The organism is Thermosynechococcus sp. HN-54, from assembly GCF_023650955.1.
In the GTDB taxonomy this organism is placed as follows: domain Bacteria; phylum Cyanobacteriota; class Cyanobacteriia; order Thermosynechococcales; family Thermosynechococcaceae; genus Thermosynechococcus.
Window position 1 is genome coordinate 2,546,571 of the sequence record NZ_CP098039.1, and the last position, 11,857, is coordinate 2,558,427.

13 protein-coding genes and 1 pseudogene are annotated in these 11,857 nt (G+C 53.5%); 3 read left to right on the plus strand and 11 right to left on the minus strand.

What is annotated here, in order from left to right:
• Positions 1-76 precede the first annotated feature (76 nt).
• A complete protein-coding gene (egtC, locus tag NBE99_RS12500) occupies positions 77-859 on the plus strand; it encodes an ergothioneine biosynthesis protein EgtC (protein WP_250682374.1) in 783 nt (260 codons plus the stop codon).
• Positions 834-1,958 (plus strand): SUMF1/EgtB/PvdO family nonheme iron enzyme, encoded by a 1,125-nt coding sequence (locus tag NBE99_RS12505; RefSeq protein WP_250682375.1) that lies wholly within the window; start codon positions 834-836, stop codon positions 1,956-1,958. Before egtC ends, NBE99_RS12505 begins: the two co-directional genes overlap by 26 nt.
• 101 nt (positions 1,959-2,059) lie before the next feature.
• Here NBE99_RS12505 and NBE99_RS13250 read toward each other — a convergent pair whose 3' ends face one another.
• From NBE99_RS13250 to NBE99_RS13375, 3 genes and pseudogenes are all read right to left on the minus strand, one after another.
• Positions 2,060-2,188, minus strand: coding sequence for a hypothetical protein (locus NBE99_RS13250; RefSeq protein WP_256468053.1), 129 nt, complete (start codon positions 2,186-2,188; stop codon positions 2,060-2,062).
• 79 nt (positions 2,189-2,267) lie between these two features.
• A pseudogene (locus NBE99_RS12510) lies at positions 2,268-2,702 on the minus strand (RNA-guided endonuclease InsQ/TnpB family protein); the annotation flags it as partial.
• 117 nt (positions 2,703-2,819) lie between these two features.
• Positions 2,820-3,107 (minus strand): helix-turn-helix domain-containing protein, encoded by a 288-nt coding sequence (locus NBE99_RS13375; RefSeq protein WP_315897265.1) that lies wholly within the window; start codon positions 3,105-3,107, stop codon positions 2,820-2,822.
• Here NBE99_RS13375 and NBE99_RS12515 point away from each other — a divergent pair.
• The gene (locus tag NBE99_RS12515; protein WP_250682376.1) at positions 3,066-3,242 is read left to right on the plus strand and encodes a hypothetical protein; all 177 of its coding nucleotides are present in this window, start codon (positions 3,066-3,068) and stop codon (positions 3,240-3,242) included. The genes NBE99_RS13375 and NBE99_RS12515 overlap by 42 nt on opposite strands.
• 389 nt (positions 3,243-3,631) lie before the next feature.
• On the opposite strand, the gene NBE99_RS12520 is transcribed toward NBE99_RS12515, so the two are convergent.
• From NBE99_RS12520 to NBE99_RS12555, 8 genes are read right to left on the minus strand one after another with little or no spacing between them, the layout of a single operon-like run.
• Positions 3,632-4,078, minus strand: a complete 447-nt coding sequence (locus NBE99_RS12520; protein ID WP_250682377.1) for a molybdenum cofactor biosynthesis protein MoaE — start codon at positions 4,076-4,078, stop codon at positions 3,632-3,634.
• A gap of 7 nt (positions 4,079-4,085) precedes the next feature.
• Complete coding sequence (locus NBE99_RS12525; protein WP_250682378.1) at positions 4,086-4,340, minus strand: MoaD/ThiS family protein; 255 nt, start codon at positions 4,338-4,340, stop codon at positions 4,086-4,088.
• Positions 4,324-5,382: a cyclic pyranopterin monophosphate synthase MoaC gene (gene moaC, locus NBE99_RS12530; RefSeq protein WP_250682379.1), complete on the minus strand. Its 1,059-nt coding sequence runs from the start codon at positions 5,380-5,382 to the stop codon at positions 4,324-4,326. Before moaC ends, NBE99_RS12525 begins: the two co-directional genes overlap by 17 nt.
• Before the next feature lie 4 nt (positions 5,383-5,386).
• A complete protein-coding gene (gene moaA / locus NBE99_RS12535) occupies positions 5,387-6,352 on the minus strand; it encodes a GTP 3',8-cyclase MoaA (RefSeq protein ID WP_250682380.1) in 966 nt (321 codons plus the stop codon).
• Positions 6,353-6,357: 5 nt separating this feature from the next.
• Positions 6,358-7,533: a molybdopterin molybdotransferase MoeA gene (locus NBE99_RS12540; protein WP_250682381.1), complete on the minus strand. Its 1,176-nt coding sequence runs from the start codon at positions 7,531-7,533 to the stop codon at positions 6,358-6,360.
• A 23-nt stretch (positions 7,534-7,556) separates the two neighbouring features.
• On the minus strand, positions 7,557-8,240 hold the full coding sequence (locus NBE99_RS12545; protein ID WP_315897272.1) for an urease accessory protein UreF: 684 nt from the start codon (positions 8,238-8,240) through the stop codon (positions 7,557-7,559).
• Positions 8,230-8,664 (minus strand): urease accessory protein UreE, encoded by a 435-nt coding sequence (gene ureE, locus NBE99_RS12550; protein ID WP_250682383.1) that lies wholly within the window; start codon positions 8,662-8,664, stop codon positions 8,230-8,232. Before ureE ends, NBE99_RS12545 begins: the two co-directional genes overlap by 11 nt.
• Complete coding sequence (locus tag NBE99_RS12555; protein WP_250682384.1) at positions 8,664-11,846, minus strand: ATP-binding protein; 3,183 nt, start codon at positions 11,844-11,846, stop codon at positions 8,664-8,666. The genes ureE and NBE99_RS12555 overlap by 1 nt, the downstream gene beginning before the upstream one ends.
• Between the last annotated feature and the right edge of the window lie 11 nt (positions 11,847-11,857).

Genomic DNA, 11,857 nt, shown 5'->3' on the forward strand with positions numbered 1-11,857 from the left:
GTTCCCCGAAACCTCCTTTGATGGAAGCTAGAATCAACGGTACAACCCTTTTCTGATCAACTTTGCATGTTAATCTATGTGTCGTCTCTATGCCTATATGGGGCGCAAAGCGTCCCTTGCCCATGCCTTGGTGGACGCTCCCCACTCGCTACTGGTGCAAAGTTATCAACCGCAGGAAATGACGGCGGGACTCCTGAATGCTGATGGCTTTGGGGTGGGGTGGTATGCGGCTCGCCAAGATATTCCCCCCTTTCTCTATCGGCAAACGATTCCCATGTGGCATGATGTCAACTTTACTGAGCATTTGAGCCGCTATATTGAATCTGCCTGCTTCTTGGCCAATGTCCGTAGTGCCACACCGGGGCAACCGGTGCAGATGACGAATACACAGCCCTTTCGCTGGGGACGCTGGTTGGGGGTGCACAACGGCTTTATCGAAAACTTTCGCCAAACCCTCTACCGCCCCATGCGCGATCGTCTGTCGGATATTTGTTACAACATCATAGAAGGCTCTACAGATTCTGAGCACCTCTTTGCCCTCTTTTGCAATGGATTGGTCTTGAATCCGCAACTGTCACCAGTCATGGTGCTGCGGCAGACGCTGCAAATTGTCTTTTCCTTGGCGCAGGCCGCGCGTACCAGTGTCAGTGTCGCCATGATTCTCACCGATGGCATGTATATCTTGGCCACCCGCTGTTCCCGTGGCACCCCACCGCCGACACTCTACTGGAGTCAGGATGCCGAAAAAATTCAACTCACCTCAGAGCCGGTAGATCGGCAAACGGAGTGGTATCCTTTACCCGAAAATAAACTGCTGTTGATGAGTTTGCAGAGTGAACCAGAGATTTATCCCTTCTGAGACCTCAACCCCCTTGAATCCCTTTGACCGGGAAGCCCTTTGGCAAGCCCTTCAGCACCAGCGGAAATTTACACTCCAGTTAGTTGCTGAGTTGAGCGAGGTGGCTCTTTGTGCACAGCCCCATCCCCTCTATAGCCCTGTGGGCTGGCATTTGGGACACATTGGCTACACAGAAGCCTTTTGGCTATTGCCTGAAGGTTCAGGGCCTAGCGATCGCGATCGCTATTGGTATGCCGCTGATGGCCGCCCCAAGGTAGAACGACAATACTTACCATCGCGCAGCCAATTACTGGACTACCTAGCAGAGATTCGCCAACGCACGGGCGATCGCCTCCACAGCCTCACCGACGAGCAGTGGCAACGGGAAGTCCGTCTCTGGTGGTGGATTTTGCAGCATGAAGCCCAGCACACGGAAACGATGCAAATGGTGCTGGCGATGCAGGGGATTTTCACCACATTACCCCCTAACCTATTACTGCCGCAGGATCACCAACGGATTCCCGCTGGGGGCTATGTCATTGGCAGTGAAGACCTCTTAGCCCTTGATAACGAGCAGCCAGTCCAGAGTGTGGAGCTGCTTCCTTTTACGATTGATGCGGCACCGCTGACGTGGCGGGAATTTCTCACCTTTGTTGAAGCGGGTGGTTATCATCGGCGGGAATGGTGGTCTAGCAGTGGTTGGGAATGGCGAGAAGCAGAGGAAATTACCTCACCGTTTTACCCTATTCCTGAGAACCTAGATTTACCCATGTGGGGACTCAGTTTCTACGAAGCCGAAGCCTACGGCCATTTCCAAGGCAAACGCCTCCCCAGTGAACGGGAGTGGGAAATTGCTGCTCAGCAGGGACTCTTGCATAGGGGCTACGTGTGGGAGTGGACTCAAAGTCCCTTTGCCCCCTATCCGGGGTTCCAGAGCTATCCCTACCGGGGCTATTCTGCGCCCTACTTTGATGGCGAGCATTTTGTCCTCAAGGGCGGTAGTCACTGGACCCGCCCCATTCTCAAGCGACCCTCATTTCGCAATTGGTATAGCCGCACCACCCGTGAGGTATTTGCTGGAGCGCGCTACGTTCACCAAGAAGATTTCATTTCTCAATGAAGAAAGTTTGAAAAGCGGAGTCAAATGATCCGAGGAGTACCCCGAACTTTCTACACTGGGGAAAATAGTTTGGCAATGCGTGACATTCTCCTTCACTAACCTCAAGGTATCGTGAAAGCTTCCAACATCGCTATCGGACTTTCGTGCTTCACAGGCTGGGCAACCCCTAAGCCGCCACAGACTGCCACTGCTGCCAAAATGGTGAGGAACTGACCCAAGGCTGCATCCAAGATCGATTAGCTTGCTCCCGGCCAGCCCTCGGAGGGTCAGGTCTTCCCCCCCGATCAGGTCGTATGTTCGGCATAGTTGCTAGGCCTCCTTGTAGTGAAAATCTTTTCTTTGCTGCTTGATGCGCAAATGCAGTCTGGATACCTTTGCGCGTGACTTCTGAGAGTTGGCAGCCCCTTTCTGCTTGCGGCTCAGTTGCCTTTGTCTTCTGGCTAATACTCGCTGCGACCGCCGATAAAACTTCGGAGGAGAGACTTCTTCTCCTTGAGCGCTCACCAAGAAACTGTTCAACCCCAAGTCAATGCCAGTGGCGCTTTTGATCTCGGATTTATCCTTGGGAACAGGCGTAGGTACAGTCTTGTCTTCTAGCGTGACACACACATAGCAGCCATCCGCTTTCTGGACGACAGTACAGGTTTTGGGCGTAAATCCCTCTGGCAAAGTGATGGTCATCTCGCCTATCTTGCTCAGCTTGATGGTCTGTCCCGTGATGTGCACACCCGTTTTTGGACAGTTGACTCTTGGGAACGTGAATGAGCGGAGTTCCCCTGCTTTCTTAAACTTGGGTGTGCCACCCCGTTTGCCAGTGGCATCAGGAAATAGCCAACGCTGTCATGCCTTCTCTAACCTGAGTCAGTTCTGTTGTTGTACCTCATGATAAATCTCCTTGTATTCAGGAAATAATTCTTTCGTCTGTTTCAGTTGTGCCAATTGAGAATAGTAGTTTGGACATTCAGGAATCTCACCAATGGGTTGAGAGACCAAAGAGCATCGGTCAATGAAGCAGCGAGTGCGATGTAACCAATCGAGTCTTTGTCGCCAGCAGGAGTTCCAGTGTCGCCGCCGCGGCTCTAGCCACTTTAAGAGTAGGGCTTCTTGGTGGTTGTTCGGTTGGATGCGGTACTCGTAGGTGAGAACCATGCTGTCGATTATCGTCTGCGTCTCAAGGACAGAACTGCAATTCCCCGTACCCCTAAGCTACGCTATCGTGGCAGTACCCTTGAGAAGTTTATGATGGATTTGAGCAGGCGATCGGGGTCTTGGGCAGAGCGATAGACCAACACATAGTGCACATTTGCGAGATGGGGTGGGGGGATCGTAGGTAGGTTGCTGAGCCATAATCAAGGTCAACAGTAAACGCGAAAAGGTTGGTGTTGATAACTTTAATTGTTATCCAGCATTTACTACAGCAAACACTATGAACTTAGGGGGCTATGGTTTCAAAGGCGATGCGGACAGGACTACTGGAAGGTAAAAAGTTAGTAGAGTTAGTAGTTCTCCTTCTTTCATTGCACTGGTTCGATAGGCTGTGATGAGAAACCCTTCTCATTTAAGCACCTCGCTACAGTACAGACCCAACGCTTCGCACTATCATCACCTTCATCGAAAAATCCGCGCCCACATCCAAGGGTGGGCGATCGCCACCATGGAAATCATCTTGCATCCTAAAACGGACTATCATGGTGATGCTCACGGCAGTACACCCAAGTGGCTGGTTCATCTAGATAGTATTCTTTCTTCCAAATGGGGAGGCGGTGTTTGATCTCGTCAATGATGTAGGCCGCACCCGCAAAGGCTTGTTGGCGATGAGACGCCGTAACTCCTACCCACACAGCAATCTCCCCTAGGCTCAGTTTGCCGTAACGATGGCTGGCGATCGCCCCCAGCAAGTCAAATTTCTCAATCGCTTCTGTGAGAATCTGCTCCCCTTCCTTGAGAGCCAAAGCGGGATAGACCTCATATTCGAGGCTAGTCACAATCTTGCCGTGGTTGTGATTGCGCACCCAACCCTCAAAGCTAACAAAGGCACCGGCACTCAAGTTGGCAAGGGGCTGCCAGAGTTGGGCTGGCTCCAAGGGAGTGTTGGTTAGGGAAAACTGCTGGAGAACCATCGGTGAATTAACCCCCAGCGACAGGAGGGATAAATACGACGCTATCCCCTGTTTTAATGGGCTGATCTAGGGTCACGAACCTATCATTGGCCGCAACTTTAATGTGGCTGAGATCAAGGGTAAACCCGTACTGCACTTTTAGCTCTTGGTATAGCTCGCTATAGGTTTGGGCGGTGGTCACTCGCTCCTCCTCTTCCCGTTGGCTTTGCTCCCGCAACTGGGCAAAGTAGCGTAGATGAATGGTTTTAGGGGCGTCGGACATGGTGTAGGGCTTCCAGATAGTCTTCAGGGGTGTTGATATTGGCAGTAATCCTTGGCTGTGGCGGCGTAATCCCTTGGCAGGGCGATCGCTGGAGAATTTTCACAGGGCAGTAGATGCCTTCTGCATAGGCAGCTTCAAATACCGGCAGAGCTTGGGGGGTATAAATGGCACACAGCGGCTCTGGGAAACCTTCTTGGGGATGATGATAGCAGGTGGCCACCACATCTTCGCGGTAGTGCTGCAACAGCGGGGCAAGGGTTTCTGGAGTCAAATAGGGTAGGTCACAGGCCACCACCAGCCAGTTCACTTCGGGATAGGCACGCAAGGCGGTTAAGATGCCGGCAATGGGTCCGATCTGGGGAAGGGTATCTGCAAGGGTGGGCAGCTCGGCTAGCGGAGTCCCCTGCCATTGGTTGGGTTGCGCCGAGAGAAAGACCTGTTCGCAGTATTGCCCCAACAAATTGTAGAGGTATTGGGCATGGGGTTGGCCGTAATAGTCGAGAAGGGCTTTGTCCTGTCCCATCCGCTGACTTTGGCCGCCCGTGAGCACCAGGCCGTAGAGGGGATATTGGCCGAGGGTTTTCTTGCCACCACTTTTGGCTAGGAGGCGCACCTCTCGAATCACAATGTGGGGGCTGAGGGCTTTGCACATGTCATAAATTGTCAGGGCTGCAATGGTCACTCCATGCAGGCTTTCCATTTCCACACCGGTGCGATCGCGGGTTTTGACTTCACAGCGCAGGCGAATTCGTAAGCCACTCTCTAGAGACTCAATGTCGGTCTCAAAACGACAACTGGTAATCGGCAGCGAATGACAAAAGGGAATCGCCTCGGCAGTGCGTTTTACCGCCATTGTGCCAGCAATAATCGCCGTTTGTACCACAGGCCCTTTCTTGAGAAAGAGCTCCCCCCCCTGCACATAGGCCTGAAAGACGGGCGGCAATTCAATGAGGGCTTCCGCCACCGCCCGGCGATCGCTCACGGTCTTCTCGCTAATATCCACCATCTGGGGTTGTTGGTTCTCATTGATGTGGGAGAACATTCTCTTAGCCTCCAATCTGGTGCATGGCATGGTGAACTTCTGCCCCACGTAGGCTCGGTTTCATGCCCAAGACTTGTTCATATGCAGCATAGCGTTCAGGTTTGCTCAAACCCCGCAGGGACACCCCCGCCTCCTTAAATAGACACGCCCGTAGAACCCCATCGGCGGACAATCGCCAACGAGAACAGTGCCCACAAAAGGGTTGTGATTCCGAAGCAATGAAGCCAATCTGACCGCCACAGGCGGTCTCAAAGTTAAAGGAGGTGGAATCTTGAGGACGAGGGACAGGACACAAATCATAATGCTGACGCAAGCGCTCAATCATGGTGGCGGCACTGATAAAGCGATCGCTCCCCAAGTGGCAGGCATAGCCAATGCGCATCAGCTCCAAAAAACGCACCTCAACCCCTAAAGCCTTGGCGTACTCCACCATTGGCACCAGCTCGTGATCATTGACACCCGCCATCACAACCATGTTCAGCTTGACTTGAAACCCTTGCTCAACAGCGGTGGCGATCGCCGCCTTCACCGTTTCCAAATGGTGGCCATGACTAATGACGGCAAAGGTTTGGGGGTCTAGGCTATCCAGACTGATATTCAAACGCCATACGCCATAGCAACCTAGCAGGGGCAAAAAGGGGACAAGGCGAATGCCATTGGTGGTTAAGCTCAGTTCCGGCACACCCACTGCTGCCAAAGCTGCCACAATCTCAGGAAACTCCGCTCGCAACAGTGGCTCACCCCCCGTCAGCCGCACGGATTCAATGCCCAGTTCCACCAGTTCGGCCACAATCGTCGCATACTCCGCCGGAGTCAGGTAGGTCTGGGGGGGCATAAAGGCGGCATCTACGGGCATACAGTAGGTACAGCGCAGATTACAGCGATCGGTCACCGACAAGCGCAACTTACGAATTTGGCGCCCTTGGGCATCCAGCAGCCGCTGGCTAGGAATAGCCGTGGTGACAACCATGACTCCTAGCTCCACGGAAAATAGCGATAGCACTCACCGGCGGCAAATACCCCTTGCGAGGCAGGCAGTTCCAAAAATCCATCGCTATCAGCCAAGGCCAAAAAATCACCAGAATTTTGCATCGGACGGGGGTGGGCAATCAGTTCAGCAGTTTTTGTGGTTTCTAGTTTAACGGGTAAAAAGTAGGTTAAGGGCTTCTCAAAAGAGAAGGGACTGGCTAAGCAGGCATAGAGGGGTGGGATGTCCAAGACATAGCGGTGCAAGCACACCAAACTGGAGACAGGGTTCCCCGGCAAACCAAAGACTGCCGTTTGCTGACGGTGATCCACCCCAAACCAGAGGGGTTTTCCGGGACGCTGGGCAACACCGTGGATATACTCCTGCACGCCTTGATCCCGCCACAGTTGGGGTAAGTAGTCAAACTTGCCCTTGGAAACGCCACCGCAATAAATCAGGAGATCGTACTCTTGGCTCGCTTGGCGATAGTGGGTTGCCAGTTGTACTGGATCATCGGGCAAATGGGTGATGCTGACGTGGGGGTACCCTTGGCGCTTGAGGGCGGCCATCAGCGCATAGGCATTGGAGAGGCGCAGTTGATGGGGCTGGGGCACGTGGTCAGGAGGAATCAGTTCATTGCCTGTAGCAATAATTTGGGTGCGCGGGGTGCGCCTAACGCAAACTTCGGTCTGCCCCACAGAGGCAAGAATGCCCCAAGCCGGACTGTGTAGAGGAGTACCAGCGGCCAGAACCGGTTGACCGGCGGCGGCATCACTGCCACAGCGATGGACAAATTGATAGGGCGACCATGCTTCGGGGTGCAGGATATGGGCAATGCCGTCACGAATCTCTAGCGCTTCGTAGGGAATTACTAGATCACAGCCCTGGGGCAAGGCCGCACCCGTCATGACTTCAAAACAGGCTTGGGTATCCGTGAGGATTGGCGGTACCTCACCTGCAGGAACCACCCCTAGAATCGGAAAGGCCCGCTGACCAGACTGATAGGCTGCCCAATTAAGGGCAATGCCATCCATCATGATGCGGTCAATCGGCGGGTAGGGGCGATCGCTAGCAATCGTTACGGCTAGTCTGCCGCACCGCGGATCGGTCAAGGAGAGGGTCTCTGTGCCCCAATCGGGCAAATGCTGCTGAATAAGGTCAAGGGCGGCTTCAACGGAAATCATTTTTTATTCCAAACTGGTTAAGATTAACTGCGAAACAAACGGCAGTAGAGGGTTTCGTGTTGCATGCTGGCGAGGGCTAAGCCCAAGGTACAGCTTTCTAAGTCATCGTCAGTTACGTTTAAGCTCTGCTGCACGGTTTGCTGAATGTGCGGTTGAAGTTGGCGCAGGAGCACTTGACCCGCCGTTTGGCCAAGGGGAATCAGTTTCACCGCTGCATTGATCAGGGTGGTGACCCAACTGTGGAGATAGCCTAGGAGTGCGATTTCTAAGGGAATGTCTGCAAGGGCAGCGGCAATGCAAAAGGCGACACTGACATTCCAAGGGTAGGGCTGGGCATGGGCAGTATGGAGTTCTGGTGGTAAGTCTTCAAGGGTAGTCAAAAGGTTCATCAGCGCCGTTCCCATTTGCCAATTTTGGGCACGCAGTTCGGCGCTTTCGCGGGCAGCCGAGAGCCACGCATTCCACTGGTGAACGGCGTCAAAATCACCCTTAGCGATCGCCCGATAAACCCGCACCATGATTGCTGCTTCCAACTGGGCACTACCAAAGGCCAGTTCAAAGATTAGCCAGTCCTGTACGGCTGCGGCTGAGGTGATCTTGCCTTGGGCAATGAGGGTTTCCAACCCCTCAGAGTAGTTAAAGCCGCCAATGGGTAAGGCCGGACTCACCCACTGCAGCAAGGTTAAAAGTGCTGAATCAGTGAGCATGGTAGGCACCGCGTTCGGGACAGAAGGGAGCGACCTCGAATGTCACCGTCAACCCCCGCTGTTCCAGCATCGTTTGCAACACTGAATCCGCACCCAAGCGGAGATAATCGGTGTGAATTTCCAAGGGGACGTGGCGATTTCCGAGATGGTAGGCAGCCTGTAGAAGGTCAAGGGGTGTTGGAGCCATGACTTTGAGCGTGGGTTCAGGTTTGGCGTGAACCGTAACAACCACCGTGCCCTCCTCGTCCTGAAGGCGATCGCCCGGCTGTAACGTGATTCCCCGCGGTAACTTCAAATAGAGGGATTCCCCCTCCTCGCTGCGGCAATGGAGACGACTGCGACACCGTTCCTCAGCGGTCAACGCGAGGTGTAACTGCCGCGCATTTTCCAGCACAGTGGGACAAAGTTGCGTCAGGGTGAACATCAGACCAGCGTGAGTTCGACAATCTTATCAAAGCGGAATGTTTTCACCAGTTGCTGCAGACCTTCAATCAGAGCGGCTTCCTCAGGGGGGATTTCCGCAATCAGTTCCCGAATCCGCTTGGCGTTGAGTTTTTTGGCGGCTTCTTGGAGTTTGCTAATCCAAGGACGCGGCATCACCATTAGGGCGGCGGGGTCGAGGACAGCGGGCGGGCGGGCGGGCGGAGGTTGGGGCGTAGTCTCGTAGATATACTCTAGGTTTAACTGGGCGGCGAGTCGTTCAAAAATCGTTTGCGGACGGAAGGGCTTGGCAATGTAGTCATCACAGCCGAGATCCAGAAGTTCCTGCTTGTCCTGCTCAAAGCTACTGGCGGTAACCGCAAGAATTTTCGGGGGGCAAACCGCTTCTCCGCGTCGCAGGCGATCGCCCACTTCTTTCTTGATCTGTCGCGTTGCCGTTTTACCATCCATCACGGGCATCCGAATATCCATGAGAATGGCATGGGGCTGCCACGTCCGCCAAATTTCAACTGCTTCTTGACCATTGCAGGCTTCTTGACAACGAAATCCTACGGGTTCTAGGAGTTGGGTTAATAGTTGACGATTTTCGGGAATATCATCCACTACCAGGATGCGGACTTCTGAGGTGGGCGATCGCAGGCCAACAACGGTTTGCGTCTTTTCCTCCTCTAGTTCTTGCGGATCCCCAAGGCCAATTTGAATCTCAAAATAAAAGTGACTTCCCTGCCCTTTCGTGCTACGGACTTGGATATCACCTCCCATCAACTGCACAAACTGGCGACTAATCGCTAAGCCCAAGCCCGTGCCTTCGCTCACTTTTTTACTGCTATCGGTCTGGACAAAGGGCTGAAAGAGCATTTTTAATTCTGCCGGAGTCATGCCAATGCCCGTATCACTCACTTCAAAGGCCAGTCGCGGCGGATCTTGGGCTTTGTAACTGACCTTGAGGGATACGCCTCCCTCGTTTGTGAATTTAATGCCATTGCCCACGAGGTTGACCAATACTTGGCGGAGCTTCATTTCATCGGTGGTTACCGCCACAGGCAGATTAGGGGGCAAATCAAAGACCAGACGCAACCCTTTGGCTTCAGCCCGCACCTTGAGCATATCTTCAAGGGTTTTGAGCATCCGCCGTAGATCAAAGGTGGTTTCCTGAAGGGTGATGCGCCCCGCTTCAATTTTGGCCATGTCAAGGACATCGTTAATCAGCCCCAAGAGGTGTTCGCCACTGCGGTTAATCTTTTCAAGGGTTTGCCGATGCTGCGGCGCAAGGGTGCGATCGCTGAGCAAAATTTGACTAAAGCCAAGAATGGCATTGAGCGGGGTGCGCAGTTCATGGCTCATGTTGGCTAGGAAAATACTTTTGGCTTTGTTAGCGGCTTCTGCGGCTTCCTTGGCCTTGAGCAACTCGCGCTCTGCTTGATGGCGCTGATGGGCCGCAAGGGCGATCGTGACAATATCCGCCACATTGGAAACAAAACTGCGTTCCTCTACCAGCCAAATCCGATGCTCGCCAACGCTTTCGACACAAATCACCCCCAATAATTGGCCATTGAAGATGATAGGGGCATCAATGCGGGAATACACCCTTTGCAGCTTGGCATACTCCCGTAGTTCATGGGTGCGCGGATCCGTGAGTAAATCATTGACGACAAGGGGTTCCCCCGTGCGCAGCAGTTTCAGGTACTCCGGATAGGGCGGTTGGGTGAGGTAGGTGGATTGGCTATGGTTGTTGGCAGCAGGGTCGTACTGGACGACACATTTCAGGCGATCGCCCTGGAGTTCCCACGCCGAAGCTCGCTGGACGCGCAGTGTTGTCGCTGTTACTTGGATAATCTCCTGCAACGCCATGCGAAAGTGCCCCTGTTGCACGTGGGGAGACTGGCTCAGCTGCACCAGAGCCATATTGTGGTCATGGAGCACCCGTTCTTTTTCGAGCAGTTGTTGATTGGCCGCCTCAAGGGCAGCCGTCCGGTGCGTCACTTCCTCTTCAAGGCGTTGATTAAAGCGATGGAGTTCACCAAAACTCTCTTGGAGTTGCCCCGCCATATCGAGAAAGGTTCGCCCTAAGTTCCCCACTTCATCTTGGCTGTGGGTGTCCACATCCCCTTCAATGGCCAAATCACCGGCGGCAATTTTGTGGGCTGCCGCATCTAACTTCTGAATCGGGCGCACCATGTAGCCGGTGACACCCCAAGTCACAAGACTAATCAGACAGAAAGACACAACAAGAATAAGAAGACCGGCTCGCGTTTCTTCGTGGATAAAAACCAAGAGAGTTGCTTCATTGAGACGGATGGCGAGACTCCAGCCGGCTTGGGAAATCGGAGTGTAAAAGACCCATTGCCGCTCATTGGAAGTCCAATCCCGCATCCACAGATGGCCACTTTGACCGCTGACCATTGCTTGGCCCAAGGCCTCAAGATCACTGCGATTTTGTTCTTTGGCAATGTAGAAAATAGACTGGCCAATCAACTGAGCATCGTTGTGAAAAATAATTCGTCCCTTGCGATCCAAAACAAAAAACTGTTCCTCCTCTAGGCCTTGGATATTGATTTCCTGTTGGAGCGTTGCCAACGCCACATCCACAGTGGCCACACCCCGAATTTGTCCCTGACGACGAAAGGGAACGGCATAGGTGACCATCCAGACATTCCCTGCCCCCTCATCAAAGTAGGGATCACTCCAGCGCGGTTGGCCAGTGCGGATCACCTCACCATACCAGTCCCACCTAGGCTGCGTGTAGTCGTAGATTTTCCCTGTGTCTTTTTGTACTACGGTGCCGTTGTCCTTATAAACATAGGGAGCAAACAGTCGTTTGCGAGGGGAGAAGCTATAGGGGGTAAAGGCGATCGCCACCCCATAGGCGAGATTATTCATTTCGACAGTGCGGCGCAGAAACGCATACAGCGCCTGCTCACTGGCCATGGGAAAGGTTTCTAGGGCATGGGCACTGGCCGTTGCCAGCTCTACCATTTGCTCTAGGGTGTCATCAAATTGGGTTGCATAGAGGGACACCATGGCCTGCTGCCACTGCTCATAGTCAGCGGTACTGCGGCGAATCACCCGCCCGCGAATGTAGAGGAATAGACCCGTGTAGATGACAATAACCGGCAGGAGCGTCCCCAGCAAGAGCTTATGGCGAAAGGATAGCTTGCTGAGCATGGCGATCGCTC

Coding starts and splice junctions, on each gene's coding strand:
- egtC (WP_250682374.1), top strand. CDS start 77: ATGTGTCGTCTCTATGCCTATATGGGGCGCAAAGCGTCCCTTGCCCAT.
- NBE99_RS13375 (WP_315897265.1), bottom strand. CDS start 3,107: ATGGTTCTCACCTACGAGTACCGCATCCAACCGAACAACCACCAAGAA.
- NBE99_RS12520 (WP_250682377.1), bottom strand. CDS start 4,078: ATGGTTCTCCAGCAGTTTTCCCTAACCAACACTCCCTTGGAGCCAGCC.
- NBE99_RS12525 (WP_250682378.1), bottom strand. CDS start 4,340: ATGTCCGACGCCCCTAAAACCATTCATCTACGCTACTTTGCCCAGTTG.
- moaC (WP_250682379.1), bottom strand. CDS start 5,382: ATGTTCTCCCACATCAATGAGAACCAACAACCCCAGATGGTGGATATT.
- moaA (WP_250682380.1), bottom strand. CDS start 6,352: ATGGTTGTCACCACGGCTATTCCTAGCCAGCGGCTGCTGGATGCCCAA.
- NBE99_RS12540 (WP_250682381.1), bottom strand. CDS start 7,533: ATGATTTCCGTTGAAGCCGCCCTTGACCTTATTCAGCAGCATTTGCCC.
- NBE99_RS12545 (WP_315897272.1), bottom strand. CDS start 8,240: ATGCTCACTGATTCAGCACTTTTAACCTTGCTGCAGTGGGTGAGTCCG.
- ureE (WP_250682383.1), bottom strand. CDS start 8,664: ATGTTCACCCTGACGCAACTTTGTCCCACTGTGCTGGAAAATGCGCGG.
- NBE99_RS12555 (WP_250682384.1), bottom strand. CDS start 11,846: ATGCTCAGCAAGCTATCCTTTCGCCATAAGCTCTTGCTGGGGACGCTC.